The 18,453-nt window shown below is 63.0% G+C and carries 6 protein-coding genes; 5 read left to right on the forward strand and 1 reads right to left on the reverse strand.

Features of this window, described 5'->3' with window-relative positions; translation table 11 throughout:
* Positions 1 to 20: 20 nt before the first annotated feature.
* Positions 21 to 1,415, reverse strand: coding sequence for an IS1380 family transposase (locus tag ACZ46K_RS23775; RefSeq protein ID WP_054811013.1), 1,395 nt, complete (start codon positions 1,413 to 1,415; stop codon positions 21 to 23).
* A gap of 222 nt (positions 1,416 to 1,637) precedes the next feature.
* Here ACZ46K_RS23775 and ACZ46K_RS23780 point away from each other — a divergent pair, with 222 nt between their 5' ends.
* The 5 genes from ACZ46K_RS23780 (at position 1,638) to ACZ46K_RS23800 (ending at position 18,451) form a co-directional block, all read left to right on the forward strand.
* A complete protein-coding gene (locus tag ACZ46K_RS23780) occupies positions 1,638 to 4,538 on the forward strand; it encodes a helicase-related protein (RefSeq protein ID WP_054810171.1) in 2,901 nt (966 codons plus the stop codon).
* A gap of 2 nt (positions 4,539 to 4,540) precedes the next feature.
* Positions 4,541 to 9,139 (forward strand): DNA methyltransferase family protein, encoded by a 4,599-nt coding sequence (locus tag ACZ46K_RS23785; RefSeq protein WP_464745090.1) that lies wholly within the window; start codon positions 4,541 to 4,543, stop codon positions 9,137 to 9,139.
* Positions 9,129 to 10,730, forward strand: a complete 1,602-nt coding sequence (locus ACZ46K_RS23790; protein ID WP_464745092.1) for an ATP-dependent nuclease — start codon at positions 9,129 to 9,131, stop codon at positions 10,728 to 10,730. The genes ACZ46K_RS23785 and ACZ46K_RS23790 overlap by 11 nt, the downstream gene beginning before the upstream one ends.
* A 266-nt stretch (positions 10,731 to 10,996) precedes the next feature.
* A complete protein-coding gene (locus tag ACZ46K_RS23795; RefSeq protein WP_464745094.1) occupies positions 10,997 to 11,926 on the forward strand; it encodes a hypothetical protein in 930 nt (309 codons plus the stop codon).
* A gap of 189 nt (positions 11,927 to 12,115) precedes the next feature.
* The gene (locus ACZ46K_RS23800) at positions 12,116 to 18,451 is read left to right on the forward strand and encodes a DEAD/DEAH box helicase (protein ID WP_464745096.1); all 6,336 of its coding nucleotides are present in this window, start codon (positions 12,116 to 12,118) and stop codon (positions 18,449 to 18,451) included.
* Positions 18,452 to 18,453 lie beyond the last annotated feature (2 nt).

Here is an 18,453-nt window from a genome sequence, read left to right on the forward strand (position 1 = left end):
ATGAAGAAGATTCGTGCAGGTCACACAGGTGCAGGTAGTGCTGCAAGCCGGTTCAGACCGGCCACGAGAACATCGACACCAGGAGCCGTCGCGGCCAGCCGTAACCGAACCCGGCGGGCATGCCGGGCGATCTTCCCGGCGATCGACAGCACCCGCAACCGCAACCGTTTCGGCTCCCACCTGCGTGCAGTCGTGTCGGTCAACGCGAGCATCTGCATCCACGCGAGCAGCTCGCACGCCAGTTGCACGAGCGCCAACCAGATCCGATTCTGATCGAACCCGTGCAACGGAAAATTCTGTAGTCCGGTCGCTTTCGCTGTCCGGATCCGGTCCTCGCACCGAGCCCGACGCCGGTGCCGCAACTCCAGATCGGGCAGTTGCCCGCGGCGGGTGTTGGTCACGAACGCCGTCAGACGCAGTCCGTCACGATCGGTGAACCGCAACTGCGCACCCGGATGCGGACGCTCCTTCCTCACGATCACGCGCATGCCGTTCGGCCACGTCGACAGGTCGAGCAACCCGGTGATCTCGGTGACCCAAGCGCCGTCACGGACCTGCCCGTCCGAGTCGTAGGCCGGCGTCCATGCCTGATCAGGAACGAGATCGATCGCGGCGGCGTGGGCGTCGGTCAACCCGAATCCGACCGAATACGAGAGCCTGCGCTTGGTCAGATACTCGATCAAGGAGTGGGTGCCGCCGGCGCCGTCGATCCGGACCAGCACCTTCTTCCCGACCCGATATCCCGGATCGAACGGCAACTGCGCGAGGGCGTCCTGCACGACGGTGATGTGGTCGGCGGCGGTGTTCGAACCGGCGTTACCCGGGCGCAGGAGCATCGCGACGGGTTCACCGGTGCCGTGCTCACCGTGGTCGACGAACGCGCATAACGGATGAAACCCGTAGCCGCGTTTGAAGTTCGGGGCGGCGTGTTCTTTGTTCGAGTGCGCGGTGACGAGGGTGGCGTCGATGTCGACAACCAGCGGTGTCCGCTCGTCGATGGTGTGATCCGGTGCCGAGGAGCCGGCGGCGGTCCAGGCGTGGGCGCGGGCGGCGGTGCGGGCCCGTCCGATGGCGGCCAGTGCGATGTCGGCGTCACCCGCGAGGGTGGTGATCAGGCGGGAGACGGTCGGGTCGGAGGCCACCGTGCCGAAAAGTTCGGGCTGGGCGCGTAGTTGGTTGATGTCGGCGAGGCAGTCCCCGCCGAGCGCGAGGGAGACTGCGAGGTCGAGGAGGATCTTGCCGGGATCGTGGCGTGCCAACGGTTTCCGGAACCGGGCGAGTTCGGTCGTCAATGCCGTGGTGAGGCCGGTTTTCTCGGCGGTGCGCAACAGCAGGACGGCGCCGGCATGTGACACGATGCCGGTTCCGTTGGCCGATGCGGACACGTGTGGGTAGGGGGACGTAGACTTGCTCACCGGAATGGTGCTCCTCGAACTGGTTGAAACTCGACCCTCAGCAAGTCGAATTATCCCAGCTCAGGGCACCATTCTTTGTGTTCGACACGGCCGCTCGCTCAATCAGCACGAAAGCGCGAGGCTAATCCGACAGACCTCACGAACCGCCCATGTAACGGTTGTTTCGTTCCGGGACGTTAAGTTGATACATCACGACTTCGACACAGCAGGAGCACCCACAGCATGACCACCGCATTACCGAGCGAGGAGCTCAACGTCGCCCCGGGGTCGATCGTGGTCGTTCGCGACGAGGAGTGGCTGGTCACGTCCGCCGAACAGGGTTCGGATGGATGGCTGGTGAAGGCTCGGGGTTTGTCGGAGCTGGTCTCCGAGACCACTGCGACGTTCTATTCGAGCCTCGACCGGATCGAGGTGCAGGACCCCCGTGAGGCCGAGGTCATTGCCGACGACTCGTCGGGCTATCGCAAGTCACGACTGTGGCTCGAAGCGCTGCTACGCAAGACACCGTTCCCCTACGGCGACCAAACGCTCACGGTGTCGACGCAGATGCTCGCCGACTCCCTTGGTTACCAGCGAGCCGCGGTCGCGAAGGCCCTCGACCCGCAACACATCCGCCCGCGCATCCTGATCGCGGACGCGGTCGGCCTGGGCAAGACCCTCGAGATCGGCATGATCCTGTCAGAGCTGGTGCGGCGTGGGCGCGGCGAGCGGATCCTTATCGTCACCCCGCAGCACGTGCTCGAACAGATGCAGCACGAGCTATGGTGTCGCTTCGCGCTCCCGTTCGTCCGCCTGGATTCGGCGGGTATCCAGAAGGTGCGCCAGAAGCTGCCGGCCACCCGCAACCCGTTCACGTACTTCAAGCGGGCGATCATTTCGATCGACACGCTCAAGAGCCCGCGCTACAAGGCGCACCTGCAGCGTCAGCACTGGGATGCGGTGGTGATCGACGAGTCGCACAACCTCACCAACGTCGGCACCCAGAACAACGAACTGGCGCGCGTCCTCGCCCCGAACACCGAGGCGTTGATCCTTGCGTCGGCCACCCCGCACAACGGCCGTGAGGAGTCGTTCGCGGAGCTGCTGCGGTTGCTTGACCCGACGGCGGTCGCGGCCGACGGGACGTTCACCAAGGAAGATGTCGCGTCGCTGTTGATCCGCCGTCACCGTCACCACCCGGAGGTGTCCGCGGAGGTCGGCAGCGACTGGGCGGAACGTGCCGAGCCTGTGCACACACTCGTCGCGCCGTCGCCGGCAGAAGATGCTGTTGCTCAGGAGCTCTCACAAACATGGCTACACCCGGAATCGGGATGTTCCCCGTATTCAGGTGAGACGAAAGCGTTGTTCCCGTGGACGCTGGCGAAGGCATTCCTGTCCTCCCCCGCCGCACTTGCCGAGTCGGTCAAGCAGCGGCGGAGCAAACTCGACCCGCACAACGCGGAGCAGGCCGTCGAGCTGGCCGCACTGACCACCCTCGACGAGCTGAACGCGAAGGCCCTCAACGAATCGGCCGGCAAGCAGGCTGCACTGGTGCAGCGGTTGAAGGAGATCGGAGTCGGCGCGAAATCGCCGATGCGCGCGGTGGTGTTCGCTGAGCGCGTCGCCACGTTGCGGTGGCTCACCGAGCACCTGCCGAAGACGTTGGGCCTCAAACCCGAGAACATCGCGATGCTGCATGGCGGGCTGTCCGACGTGGAACAGCAGGAGATCGTCGACAGCTTCAAGCTGGAGACGTCCCGGATCCGAGTGCTGGTCACCGGCGACGTCGCATCCGAAGGCGTGAACCTGCACGCGCAGTGCCACCACCTGATCCATTACGACATCCCGTGGTCGCTGATCCGCATCGAGCAGCGCAACGGCCGCGTCGACCGATACGGGCAGAAGCATCCCCCGGTGATCTCGTCACTGATCCTTGAGCCGTCCGATTCCGAATTCTCCGGCGACCTGCGGGTGCTCTCCCGGCTGTTGGAGCGGGAGAATCAGGCACACGTCACCCTGGGTGATGTCGCCTCGCTGATGGGCAAGCACTCGGTGACCGACGAGGAGAACGCGATCCGCGACGTGCTGATCGGCAAGTCCACGCTCAACGAGCAGATCCGCGACATCGACGACGTGGCCGACGGCGACGACCTGGACGCGTACTTCGCGCAGTTCGACCTCGACGAGACCGCCGAGGATGATCCGAAGTCCGCGCTGCCGCAGGCCCCGCGACAGAGCCTTTACCCCGACGACCTCACCTTCCTCGACGAAGCACTCAAGGCCGCCTTCCACGACGTGCCGAACGCGAAGCTCGAGGATGGCGGCGTGGGTTGGACGGTGCACGCCAACCATGCGGTCGCGGAGCTGACTCCACCACGGGATCTGCGACAGCGCCTCGGTCAGCTGCCGCAGAACTACCTGCAACACGGCAAGGTCCTGGAACGCCTCACCCTCGCTACCTCCCCCGAGATCGGTAATGCCCAGCTCGCCGCAGCGCGGGAGGGCAAGGGTGTCGCGGGTACGACGTGGCCGGAGGCGCACTACCTCGGGCCGCTGCACCCGGTCCTCGATTGGGCGAGTGACCGTGCGCTGAGCGCGTTGGGCCGCAACCAGATCTTTGTGATCCGCGGTGACGTAGACGCGCCGATGGTGCTGCTGATGGGCACGTTGATGAACCGCCGCGGTCAGTTGATCTCGCGAGTGTTCTCGACCGCCTCGTTCCCCAGCCCCTCCAATCCGTCGTTCTGTGTGGTGGAGACGCTTGAGGATCTCGACTTCCTCACCACTGACACGGGCCTGCGGCCGGGATCGGCTAATCCTGGACCAGTCGCCGACGCCGAGCAGTACCAGACGCTGGTGCCGATCGCCGTAGATGAAGCGACGACCGCGATGCGCATGGTGCTCGATGCCCAGGAGTCCGCGGCCACCGAGCGGCTCGATCGGTGGCGCAAGCGCGCCGATCGGTGGCATGCAGGTGCGGAGCAACTCGAGCTCTTCGCCGGGCAACGCAAGAAGGTAGACACATTGTCGCGCCGGATCGCGGAGGAGCAGCGCCTCGCCGAATCTCTCGCCCCCACTCAGCAGTTGGTGCGCCCACTGCTCCTGATTGCTCCCGCCGTTCAGACCACCGGAAAGGACCAGTAGTCGTGGCCTCCTTCGATTCCATTGTCATCGGCGAGGATTGGATCAGCGAGCACTACTTCACCACCGACTCCGCAAAGGAGTCGTTCCACGGCAAGGTTCTCGAACTGCGCAAGCTGTGGGATGCGGAGAAGAAGGAAGGGCGTACGACGGTCCGCGACGACCTGCTCGCCGCCACCAAGGACCTGCAGACCGCACTTGCCGGGCTCGCCGAGAATCCGGACAACGCCTCCGAGGTGCATGCCCTGGTTCGGACGACGTTCGGCTACCCGGCCGCGCTGTCGGCCTTCACCGCCGAGCGCGCGGGCTCCGAGCTGGAGATCCCGAACGCGAAGCTCGACGGTGTTGCCGAGGTGCTGTTCATGCAGGCGGCTCCTGTCGCTTCGATCGAATATCTTCTCGACCCTGATACCGGTCTTCTGATCACGGCGGCTGTCGAGGACGGCAAGCCGATCGAATCCGCGCCAAAGGCGGTGTCGGCAGCGTTCCGGTCGGATGCGCCGCCAGCATTCGTGGTGGTGCAGGCCGGTCAATGGCTGCTGCTCGCCGAGGCGGAACGTTGGGCGGAGGGCCGCTACCTGGCCGTCGACCTGCTCGTCGTCGCGGAGCGTCGACATGAGGCCAAGGGCGGCGAGATAGACCGTGTCGCAGCCATCTTCGGCAAGCAGGCGCTCCTGCCGGATGCAGACGGAAACGTGTGGTGGGCGGGGGTGCTCAAGGATTCGGTCAAGCACACCGTCGGGGTATCGAAAGACCTGCGTGAGGGCATCCGCCTGTCCATCGAGATCATCGCCAATGAGGTCGTCGAACGACGCGCCGCGAAGGACCTCACACTCGACGGGATCGACGGACAGAATCTGGCGAAGCATTCTCTGCGGTTCCTGTATCGCATCCTGTTCCTGCTGTATGCGGAGGCTTCGCCCGAGATGCGGGTACTGCCCACCGGCGCCGCAGAGTACGAGGAGGGTTACGGACTTGACCGGCTGCGCGAGCTGACGCTCACTGAGCTGGTGTCGGAGCGGTCCCGAACCGGTACGCATCTGTACGAGTCGCTGGCGAAGCTATTCCAGCTTGTGGACAAGGGCCACACCCCCGCCGTCCGGGACGAGTATCCCGACGACCCGGCGCCGGGTCTCGAGTTCCAGCCACTGCGCGCAGACCTGTTCTCCCCCACTGCAACCGCCCTGATCGACGAGGTGGGTCTCGGCAACGAGGCCACGCAGCGCGTGCTCGAACATTTACTGTTGTCGAAGGAGTCGAAGGGCCGCAAGGGCGGGGATCGCGGCTTCATCTCGTACGCGGAGCTGGGCATCAACCAGCTGGGTGCGGTGTACGAGGGTCTCATGTCGTACACGGGATTCTTCGCCGAGGAAGATCTGTACGAGGTCGCGAAGAACGGAGATCCGGAGAAGGGTTCGTGGGTGGTCCCGGTTGACCGCTCCGATCACCTCTCACCTACCGACTTCGTCCGCAAGGTCGACGAGGCAACCGGCGAAGAGAAGCCGGTCCTACATGAAAAGGGCACCTTCGTGTTCCGCCTCGCAGGCCGCGAGCGCCAGCAGTCGGCCTCGTACTACACCCCTGAGGTGCTGACAAAGTTCGTTGTGTCGCAGGCCCTCGAGGAACTGCTGGATCAGAATGGCGAGCGGACCACGCCCGAGGAGATCCTGGAGCTCGCCATCTGCGAGCCCGCGCTCGGGTCGGGCGCGTTCGCCATCGAGGCCGTCCGCCAGCTCGCCGCCGAGTACCTCAAGCGCAAGCAGGAGGATCTCGGCGAGCTGATCGACGCCGACCAGTACCCGGTCGAGCTGCAGAAGGTGAAGGCGCACATCGCCCTGCACCAGGTGTACGGAGTGGACCTCAACGCTACCGCGGTCGAGCTCGCCGAGATCTCCCTCTGGCTGGACACGATGGTCGCTGGCCTGCAGGCCCCGTGGTTCGGCCTGCACCTCCGCCGCGGAAACTCGCTGATCGGTGCACGCCGGTCGGTATACGTACCAAACCTGCTGGCGAAGAAGCAGTGGCTCAAGACGCCGGCGAAAGATGTTCCGCTCGGCCAGGAGATCGGTGCCGGCATCCACCACTTCCTACTGCCCTCGGAGGGCTGGGGTGCAGTGATCGACACCGCTGAAGCCAAGACATATGCGCCGGAGAAGCGCGAGAAGCTGCGGCTGTGGCGCAACGAGATCCGCAAGTCGCCGAGGAAACCGATCATCAAGCGTCTGCAGGCACTCGCCCAGCGGGTGGAGACATTGTGGGAGTTCACCCTGCGGCGGCTTACGATCGCAGAATCGGAGATCCGCCGCGACATTCACCTGTGGGGTTCGGACCCGGTCGAGCACACACCGGCAGTGTCGCGTGAGGAGATCGAGAACGTCCTCAGCGATCCGAATGGTGCATACCAGCGTCTGCGTCGAGTGATGGACGCGTGGTGCGCGATCTGGTCGTGGCCGCTCACCACAGATGTCGAGCCGCCAGACTGGGATCGGTGGGTGGGCGGGCTCGAGGCCGTACTCGGTGTGCCAGTGAAGGAGACTGCCGCCGAGAGACGCGGACAGCTAAGCATCGGACGCGACACCAGGTGGCAGGAACTCGGGTTCGCCGAGGAGAACGACCTGCTGCTGTCACGCGCAATGGCGGTCGGCCATGCATACCACAATTTCCCGTGGTTGGATGTCGCGCAAGAGATCGCCGAGAAGCAAGGCTTCTTCCACTGGGAGCTCGACTTCGCTCCGGTATTTGCACACGGAGGCTTCGGCCTGCAGGTTGGAAACCCACCATGGGTGCGGCCGGACTGGGACGAGGCCGGAGTGTTGGCGGAGTTCGATCCGTGGTGGCAGTTGGCAGACAAGCCAGCCGAGGCGGTTAAGCGCGCGACACGCAACGAAGCACTCGCCCAGCCCGACCTTCACACGGCCTACCTCGACGAACGGGCCGAGCAGGCCGGGGTGAAGGAAAATCTTGGATCTGGAATTGATCGCCCGGTCCTGAGTGGACTACAGCCCGATCTGTACCGCTGCTTTATGGAACGGACATGGCGGTCGATGAGTGCGACTGGAACCGTAGCGTTGATTCATCCGGAGAGCCACTTCACGGAGCTTCGCGCAAGCGGGCTTCGCCGGGAGACATACCGCCGGCTCAGGCGTCATTGGCAGTTCCGAAATGAATTGAAGCTCTTCTCCGAGATCAACCACACTCGGCTATGGGGTGTCCACGTCTACGGACGGGATTCTTCAGTGGACTTTCTTCAAGGCTCTAACCTGTATCACCCTGACACTGTCGACCGCTCATTCACGCATGACGGATCAGGGAGTTCACCCGGAATCAAGGACGCTGAAGGGCATTGGGATTTGCGCCCGCATTCCGAGCGAATCATCGCGATTCGGGAAGAACAGCTCACGACGTGGGCAGCGCTCATCGACGAGCCAGGGACCTTAGCACCTGAGGCTCGCATGGTCTATCCGGTTAACCGTGCGAGCGCCGCTGTACTCGACAAGATTGCGAACGCGCCGCGGTTCGGGGACATGAAATTCGATTGGACGCGAGGATGGGAGGAAGACCGAGATCGAAAACTCGGCTTCTTCGAGTCACGGTCCGAGATCCCCACACGGTGGACTGACGTCATCCTTCAGGGACCGCATGTAAGCGTGGCGACGCCCTTATTCAAGCAGCCGAATCCAACCATGCGAAACAACCTTGACTGGTCGGACCTGAGTGTTGATGAAATTTGCAGTGACTTCGTCCCTCGCACCAACTATCAAGTATCGAAACCTTTTGACGAGTACATCGCCGCTTACCCAAAGTGGCACGGCGAGTCCAGTTCATCGTTCTTCCGCCTCGCATGGCGACGGATGGCCGACGCGGCGACTGTTCGAAGCATGCATCCGGCGATCCTTCCGCCCGGGCCGACCCACGTGCATCTGATGCTCTCGGCAACCCTCGAATCACATCGCGATCTGGCAATCGCTGCGGGACACTGGGCATCTCTGCCGCTTGACTACTTTGCGAAAGTCGCCGGAGTCGCCGACCTGACCAAGAGTGTTGTGTCCCGACTTCCCCACACCCGCAACCACCCGCTCGAATCCCAACTCATACTCCGCACTCTCCGACTCAACTGCCTGGTCCGTCCACATGCACCGTTGTGGGAAGCGTTGTACGACGATGCGTGGCGCCAGGACTCTTGGGTTCCGAATATCGGAGTCGATCACTCCGCCCGAATCGGACTCGGTGATGCGCAGCCACAGTGGGAACAATTCACTCCTCTCCGCCGCGCCGCTGACCGCCGCCAGGCCCTTGTGGAGATCGACGCGATCGTCGCGATCATGCTCGGCATCAGCGCGGAGGAACTGCTGACCATCTACCGCACCCAGTTTCCGGTATTACAGAAGTACGAGCGCGAAGCCTTGTACGACGCAACAGGCCGCCAACTCCCACCGAGGCTCGCATCCGAGTACCGCAAGAAGGGCTCCCTCACGCCGGCCGAACACACCGTCGACGGCATTACCTACCAGGAACCATTCACCGGCGTCGACCGTGAAAATGACATGCAACTTGCCTATCAGCATTTCGCTGCAGCAGTAGGAGCCGACGACGATGCCCGGTAAGAATCTGAGCAACACCGAGAAACGCCTCCAGAAGCGGTGGGATGCACCATCGACTGACAGCCTGGACCTTACCGGGATTTACATTGATTCGCATGAAGAGTCTACTGGCCTTCGTGGCATCAGTCAGGCTGAAATAAACTTTGAGTATCCTGTCAGCGTACTAGTCGGAAAAAATGGGACAGGGAAGACAACCCTTCTGCACCTCGCGGCGTTGAGTTACGCCCCGCCAGAAGATTATGGCTATTTAAACTACACGTTCACAGACTTCTTTTCTGTCGCACACGGCGAAGCGCCGTCGACTGGAATTGATATTAGATGGTCATTTCGTGGTTCAGAAATTGACGACCTGGCCGCCATTCGTCGGTCAACCAAAAAGTGGATGCACTACGAGCGCCGCCCAAAACGCCCCGTCCGATTTGTAGGGATCTCGCGAATCGCTGCGCCGGCCGAAAGCTCCGCGCACCGGCGGGCGTTCTCCTCGGAAGCTTCCGAATCGCTTCCCTTAAACCACGACTTCACCTTGTATCTATCTGAAGTACTGGCCACCGACTACTCCAGTGCATCGACAGATCACAGCGGACGATACGACCTTCCGCGATTCTCACCCGCGTCGGCAGCGCCGTACTCAGGTTTCAACATGGGCACCGGGGAGGGTGCAGTAGTACAAATTCTCACCGAGCTTCAGCGGGTCCCAAAGCACGGTATCGCGATAATCGAAGAGGTCGAATTGGGACTCCACCCCAGCGCCTCCGCGAACCTAGCAAGAGTGCTCGTTAAGATTGCCGACAAGAAGGACATACAGATCATAACCACTTCACATAGCGAGTGGTTCATTGACGCACTCCCCCGAGTTGCACGAATCTCCATAGCTAGGACGACCTCGGGAGTCGTTCAGTCCTTCAATGGAGTAACCACACGAACGGCAGTAGCGGGAATTTCAGGAACAAACCTGCCCGAACTGTACATCGTCTGTGAAGACGATGTTGCAGAAAAGATCATCAACACACGACTTTCCACTCCGGTTCGGCGACGAATAAAGATCCTCTCGCTTGGCGCGAAACAGCACCTGCAATCCTCGGCAAAGACGTTGTCCGAGGCCCACCCACTAGTTCCTATTCTGATTGTATGGGACAGCGATATGACCGACAAGGAAATCCTGGACTCGCACAGGTCTTCACAGATTTCGGAATCACCTGGTTATAATCTGATCGAGTGGTTCCGGTTTCCGAGTGGCGCATCCGAGGACGGAAGTGAGATCACTGATATCACCGGAAAGCGATTTCCACCCGAAATCGCAATGAAGGCGACTCTTCTAGCTAATGAAGATACCCTCAAAGAAACCGCCGATCTCCTCAGAGTCGATGTCGAAGAGTTTCGGAACGCACTGAATTCCGCAATTGTAGCTCCGGGGAGTCATCATTCTCTGTTCTACGAGCTCAGTCAAGCCATCGCGCTCGACCAAGGGTCGACCTTGGACGCCGTGGTTCGCGGATACCTACTCGCTGTCGATATGGATGGGTTTGCGGGTCAAGTCGAGCGAATGCTTAACGGAGAGTTCAAGGGTTTTCCCCTCCAAGAACAGCGATTATGAAAGAGCGTGATGACGCCTAAGTCGCGCCAATGCCAGCGGAGTGTGGCGAGTCCGCAGCGAAGAGACACTAGACATGGAAACAGCGCAACAACAATGCCTTCAAACACATCGGACTCGCTGTCGACAGAATCATCTGCAAGGAGCAGTTCACGGGGCGTCGAATGCGAGGAGCACGAGGAACTCGCACACCTCCACATCAAGGGCCTACTACGGGAAGAGATTCCAGTAGTCCACACTCAATCAGCAAAACACGTACAGAAGGAAACGTGAGTTCTCCGCAGGCCAACAACCGCCTCACGAAGAACTTGATTCGAACCGCTAGCGAGTTCACCGGGGTGGCACTGGAGTCGTACGCAGACTCACGAATTTCATCCTTCTATCTCAACGCCGGTATTGGGCTGGAACACCTACTCAAGGCGCGCTTATGCTCGATAAGCCCAGTTCTGATCGCAGATCCGAAGAGTTTCAACTCGATACTGCTCCTAGCGCAGATGCCAGACGACGAAATTCCACCCCCAATTTTTCAAACAATTTCAGTTAGCGAAGCACTGACCCGATACCAGACGATCAACCCCTCCATGAAGCCGATTCTGATTGATTTGAAGCAGCTCGTTTCCTACCGGAACGGCGCGGCGCATATCGGAATCACAGCTCGAGGGGACGCAACCAGCGATCTAATCAACATTGCCTTGCTGCAGAGTTGCATCCTGAAAGAACTCGACGTTGCGCGCGAATCATTCTATGAACACTTCAATGACCTCATCGAAGACCTGGTAGACAAATCTAGCGACCGTGTCCGAATAGCTACCTCCGCGGCGATTGCTGCCGCACAGGCGGAATACCGTCGACGATACGGCGACTCGATTCCAAGCCCGAATTTGGAGGAAGCACTCAACGGAACCGACCTGGAATACAGGTACGAATCTCAACCGATCGAATGTCCCGCATGTCAATGCACCGCTCTCCTTTTCGGTACATCGGAAGCGGAGTGGTCCAGAGCGTCTGGCAGCGAGGATGTCCCGAGGAATTCCAATACGGCCGTCTCTGTGTTCTTCTATGCCGACCACCTTGAATGCCGACTGTGCGGGCTATCCCTCCGAGGAGCCAGCCTTCCTGCCTCAGGAATTCCATACGAGATGGAGTTGTCAGATTTTGACATTGCCGACTTTGATGAATCTGATGATTGTGCAGATTAGCCGGCAAGGGGTGATCGGATCAATCCATCGCCCGCATCAAAATACGAACTTGCGAGGAGCTGATCCCGAATCAGGACACCTAGCAACGTGTGAGATCTCGATCGACTCGGTTTCCGTTTCACAACCACAAGGTTGCCAATAGAATTGGCGCCTGCACCCCAATTGACGTGTTCGAGGAGAATGTAGGCAATGGGCGCGCTGCTACCTACCATCCAGGCCAACCACCTGCGCGAGGGCCTCACCGACTACCTGGCGACCACGTTCGCCCTCACCGACCCCGACGCGCAGAGCGCGTTGTCGGACTTCGTCGGTCACCCCGACACCGGCATGTTCAAAGGCCCCTACGTCCGCCTTCGACTTCCGTTCGCACCGGCCGGAGGCAACTGGAGCATGCACCTGGACTGGTGGCCGACGGGATTCATACCCTATGGCCACCAAGGCGCCGCGTTCGAACGCCTCTCAACCAAGTTCCACAATCGACCGCAGCCCACGCTCGTCACCACCGGCACCGGCTCGGGCAAGACCGAGGCATTCCTCTACCCGATCCTCGAGCACGTCCTGCGCTCGAAGGCCGCGGGCGTCACCGGGATGAAGGCACTCATCCTCTACCCGATGAACGCGCTCGCCAACGACCAGGCGGAGCGCCTCGCGCGTCTCATCACTGAATACCCTGAGCTCTCCGGCGTCTCCGCTGGTCTCTACACCGGCGAACAATCCACCGGTGGGCGAACGAAGGTGACCGAAGAGGGCCTCATCACCGACCGTTCGTTGATGCACGCCGCACCCCCTGACATCCTGCTCACCAACTACAAAATGCTCGACCATCTACTGCTGCATCCGGACCGCGCCGACATCTGGCGCCTCTCCGCGGGCTCGCTACAGTACGTCGTCCTCGACGAATTCCACACCTACGACGGCGCCCAAGGCACCGACGTCGCCATGTTGCTGCGCCGCCTCGGCCTCACCGTCAAGTCCCACTGGACCGACGCCTCCCCTGTCACCGAGGCCGACCGCGCCCGCCCGCTTGGCCGCATCACGCCCGTCGCCACCTCCGCCACCCTCGGGTCCAAAGCCGAACCCACCGCGATGCTCGAGTTCGCACACACCGTCTTCGGTGAAAGCTTCGACGCAGATGCCGTCATCGGCGAGACCCGGTTGAGTACGTCGGAGTGGCTCGCCGACCGTGACACCACGCTCGACCGGCTGTATCGTCCGATCACTCCGTCGATCACCGACGCCATCACAGATCTAGATGACACAGCCCGAACTCTCGGGAACGCTGCACTCACGGCCGCCGTGCTGGCAGAGCTGTTCGAGCGCGCCGACGACCTCGACACCGATCGCGGGCTTTCTCCCACCGAGCTACGCCACCTCGACGCTGCCGAGCAACTGCACCTGCTCAAGGCGCACCCTCTGATGCACCGGTTGCTCGACCACGCCGTCGACGCGATCTCCCTCGCTGACCTCACCGTGGCACTGTTCGACGCCCCCACCTCTGAGCGTGACACCCGCCGAGTTCGCGCCGAGCAGCAGCGGTTCCTCGACTACCTGTTCGCTGCGCTGTCTCACATCCGCGCCGAAGTGGGACGCTCTGCGTTGAACGTCGATGTGCACCTGTGGATTCGGGAACTGTCCCGTATCGATCGAGCTGTCGCAACGGGCACGTCGTATCGCTGGTCCGACGACGGCGTCCACGAAGACGGCGACGTCATGCACCTGCCGGCTGTCTTCTGCCGGCACTGCGGCCGCTCCGGGTGGGGTGCACGCCTCGCGCCCACCGGCCATACCCTCGACGTCACTGACGACGCCATTCGCGCCGACCATGCTGCCGGCGCCTCCCGCTTCCGCGCGCTGATCTCAGCGCCCGCCGAAGCACTACTCGGCGCAACCCGACCCGATTCACCCATCGAGGATCTGCGCTGGTTCCGCATCGACGACCGCGAAATCTCCGACGATGCACCCGATCCCGACGGCACTGAGCAACTCGAAGGCAAAGTCCTGCCGGTGCTCGTCCTCACCGGTGAGAACGCCGAGGAGGACTCCAAGAACGACACATGCCCGGCCTGCGGTGTCGCCGACGGCATCCGCTTCCTCGGTAGTGCCGTCGCCACCCAGCTCTCGGTGACGCTGTCAAACCTCTTCGGTGACGCCTCCCTCGACGCCGAGGAGAAGAAGGCGTTGATGTTCACCGACAGCGTGCAGGACGCCGCGCACCGCGCCGGTTTCGTCCAGGCCCGCTCGCACACATTGAGCCTGCGTTCGACGCTGCGCAGTGCCCTCGGCGATTCCGCGCTGAGCCTGCCGGAGCTGTGCGAGGCCGTCGTCTCCCGCGCCGGTGACGATCCGGCTCGCCGCTACCACCTGCTCGCCCCGGACATCGTCGATCACGACGAGTTCACCCCATTCTGGAAACCCGACGCCCCGACCCAGGCCCGCAAGGACGCGACCAAGAAGGTGGAAAAGCGCCTCGAATTCGACATCGACCTGGAATTCGGCCTGCAGTCGAGACTCGGCCGCACCCTCGAACTCACCGGCAGCGCCGTCGCCGAAGTCGACCTCGGCGGACCGGAACGCCCAGTGCGGCTCGGCCGTGCCGCACTCAATGCCACCGAACACCAGCTCTCGCTCACACCGCCGGACAACGCAGCGATCGCCCGCTGGGTCCGCGGCACCGTCGAACGGGTCCGCACCCGCGGCGCCATCCGCCACCCGTGGCTGCTCAAGTACATCGAGAAGGACGCCAACCGCCGCTGGGTATGGGGCGCCCGCCCCAAGGGCGAAGGCATGCCCGCGTTCCCGAAGGGCCGACCGGCCCCCGCGTTCCCCGCGATCGGATCACGCACCGTTCCCGAGGGATTCGACGCGATCACCGCCGTCTCCTCCTGGTACGCACGCTGGGCGTCCCAATGCCTCGATGTCTCCCCGTTCGACGGCAGCTTCCTCGCACGGTCGCTGTTCTCCGTCCTCGCCGAACAACGAGTGCTCACCGCGATCCTCACCGAAAGCGGACTCACCGCCTACGGCCTGCCGCCCACAGCGATCACTGTCTCGGCTCCGTCGGACGAGGATCTCGCCGCGCGCCGGCACCTGCTGGTGTGCAGCGTGTGCCAAACTCCCACCCCGGGTTCCGCGAGGGTGGTCGACGAACTCGACCGCGCACCATGCCTGCTCGTCCGCTGCCCCGGCACGCTCACCCGCGCGCCGAAGGCACAGAACTTCTATCGTCGCCTCTACGACAGCTCCGAGATGAAGCGGGTCGTCGCGCGCGAGCACACGTCGCTGCTGCCCACCGCGACCCGACTCGGCTACGAAACCGCGTTCAAACGCGGCGGCGACCCGCAAGCCCCCAACGTCCTCGTCGCCACCCCGACCCTCGAGATGGGTATCGACATCGGCGACCTGTCCACGGTGATGCTCGGGTCGCTGCCGCGGACCGTCTCGTCGTATCTGCAGCGTGTCGGCCGCGCCGGACGTCTGACCGGCAACTCGCTGGTCCTCGCGTTCGTCCGCGGTCGCGGCGAACACCTACCCAAGCTGTACGACCCGACGTCGGTGATCCAGGGCGTCGTCCGCCCGCCCGCGACCTTCCTCACCGCCGAGGAGATCCTGCAGCGCCAGTACGTCGCGCACGTGATCGACCGGCTCGCCCGCGACCCCAACACCGTCGCCCCGCGCGGCGCCCGCGCCGTGCTCGGCAGCTTCGACCCGGACAGTTGGATGGCGGGTCTGCTCACCTCGGTGGCCACCGACGCCGATCAGCAGGTCGACGAGTTCCTCGCTCAGTTCGACGACGTCCTCGACGCCGCGACCCGAGACTCGTTGCGCACCTGGGCAACCCCGGGTGACGATGGAATGCCCAGCGGACTTATCTCCGATCTGCAGGAGGCCGTGCACCGCTGGAACCGCGACCTCACCGAACTCACCGCGCGCCGTGCCGCCGTCGAAGCCGAGATGCCCGAGTTCGAGCGCCGCGCGGCGTCGCCCGCCGCTACCGACGATGACCTGCGCGACCTGCGCACCGCGAAGGGGTCCCTGCGGCTGCTCGGCGGACAGATCCACGATCTCACCGACGACTACTGGATCAGCGTTCTCGAGCGTTACGGCGTGCTGCCGAACTACACGCTGCTCGACGACTCGGTGACCCTCGACGTCGGCGTCACCTGGATCGACCCGGACACCAACCAATACATGGGCGAGGCCACCAGCTACCAGCGCGGCTCGCGGGTCGCACTGACCGAACTCGCGCCCGGCGCCACCTTCTACGCGCAGGGCCTGGCCGTACGCATCGACGCTGTCGATCTCGGCGCCGGCGAGTCCAACATCCATACCTGGCGGCTGTGCCCGCAGTGCGGATGGGCAGGGATCACCCTCGCTGGGGAGGAACCCCCGATCGTGCACTCGTGCCCGCGCTGCGGGACCGGGGCCATCGCCGACGTCAGCCAGCAACTGCAAGTGGTCGAGATGGCTCGTGTGTCGGCAGAAGTTCGCCGCGACGAAGCATCCATCAACGATTCTCGCGACGAACGGCACAAGGAATCGTTCACCGTCGTCACCGCCGCCGACATCGACCCCGTCAACGTGGACCGCGCGTGGTTCGTCGAGGACCACGAATTTGGCGCGGAATACTTGCGCCGCATAGACGTTCGTTGGCTGAACATGGGTCGACGCACGTCGCAGGGACGCACCCGTCACATCGCCGGGCAGGAATCCACTACCGGGTTGTTCCGGGTGTGCTCGTCGTGCGGGCAGCTTGACAAGGCTGTGGGCCGCAATTCCCGATACGAGCACCGCAGTTGGTGTCGGCACCGGAACGCAACGACCGAACACGTCCGGGAGATCGCACTCGCACGGACGCTGCGCACTCAGGGTGTGCTGTTGCACCTGCCCCGCTCGCTCGAGTACGACATGTTCGCGCATCCCAGCCTCAGCGCGGCGATCCTGTTGGGTCTGCGACAGGTGATCGGAGGGTCCCCCGAACACCTCGACGTCGTCACCATCACCGACGCCCTTTACGCACCGACTCAGCGGGCGCTACTCATCCACGACACCGTCCCCGGCGGCACCGGCTACCTCGCCGAGTTCGCCGACCCGGCGAAGGTATGGGCGGTGCTCGACGCTGCGCGTACCGTGGTGAAGAGCTGCGACTGCGCCGACCACGATCGGTTGGCATGCCACAAGTGCCTGCTGCCGTTCTCGCCGCCGCACGAACTCGACCGGGTCTCGCGGAAGGTCGCGGTGCGGGTGCTCGAGCAGATCCTCGGCGTCGACAATGACGCAGAACCGGACCAACAGGCGTGGCTTGCGGCGGTCACTGAGGAAGCGCCCTCGCAGCCGGTCGGTAGCGAGGAATCTCCGCTGGAGAAGGAGTTCTACGCCGCGTTCGTCGAGCGGTTGCGCTCCATCGGCGCGACCGTGAAGGAATCCCCCGGCACCTACGGACCGTCCGCGTCGATTGTGCTTCCCGGCAAGAAGATCCGCACGTGGAAGCTCACACCGCAGGTGCATATGGCCAATTCGAAGCCGGACTATGAGCTGAGCACCCCGGATCCGGATATCCCGCGGATCGCGCTGTTTGCAGACGGCAGGAAATACCACGCGATGCCTGGCAACCTCAATCGCCTCGCCGACGACGCGACCAAGCGAGCGATCCTGCGCGACAGTGGGCACCTTGTCTGGTCCTTCGGACACGAGGACCTGCAACGGTTCAAGGAGAACGAAACGGTGACGCCGGCGTGGCTCACCGACCAGGTCGCTGCAAACGTGATGAAAGCCGGTAATCTCCGGCCAGCGATCGTCAAACTGCTGTCCGCAGATCCGATCACCATGCTGCTCGCATTCATCAGCGACCCAGAACTCGAAGCATGGGAGATGGTCGGTCGCTGGTTGCCGTTCGCGTTCGTCAACGGCAGTAACCGCGCTAAAGGAGACGGCGACACCATCGCCACCGCCGCGCTCGATCTTCTCGACGGCGGCAAGGCCACATTCGGGAACGGCGTCGACATGTGTTGGGCATACGCCGACGGACCACTGACCGTCACCGCCACCATGCGAACCGGTACCCGCGCGATGAATGCCGTCGTCGTGGTGGACGATCACGACGAGCGGATCGAAATGCTCGACGGTCGCGCCTGGAAGGAATGGCTACGACTGTCCAACTGGTTCGGCCTCGGCGGTAGCCATCGCATCACCACCCGGAAGTTGTTGGAGCTCGACTCCAGTGCACCCGTCGAAGCGCCGACATCAGCTGCACTCAGCCCTGAATGGCAGGAAGTGTTCGACTCCACCGTCTCCGACGTCGAGAAGCAACTCGTCCTCGCACTCGCCAATGCCGGCGTGCCCGTACCCGAGGTGGGCTACGAAACCGACGACGGCGACGTGGTGGACTTCGTGTGGGGAAACCACCGCATCGGCGTACTGGTCGAACCGAACGACGCGGTCATTCGTACGATGTCCGAATCCGGGTGGACGATGTGCCCACCGGATATAGAACAGATCGCAGCAGCATTGAAGAACGGAGTGTCCTAGCC

The organism is Rhodococcus sp. JCM 9793 (assembly GCF_055380405.1).

Bases quoted from the DNA above. Each gene is read 5' to 3' on its own strand.
- ACZ46K_RS23800 (WP_464745096.1), top strand. From the start codon at position 12,116: ATGGGCGCGCTGCTACCTACCATCCAGGCCAACCACCTGCGCGAGGGC.
- ACZ46K_RS23780 (WP_054810171.1), top strand. From the start codon at position 1,638: ATGACCACCGCATTACCGAGCGAGGAGCTCAACGTCGCCCCGGGGTCG.
- ACZ46K_RS23790 (WP_464745092.1), top strand. From the start codon at position 9,129: ATGCCCGGTAAGAATCTGAGCAACACCGAGAAACGCCTCCAGAAGCGG.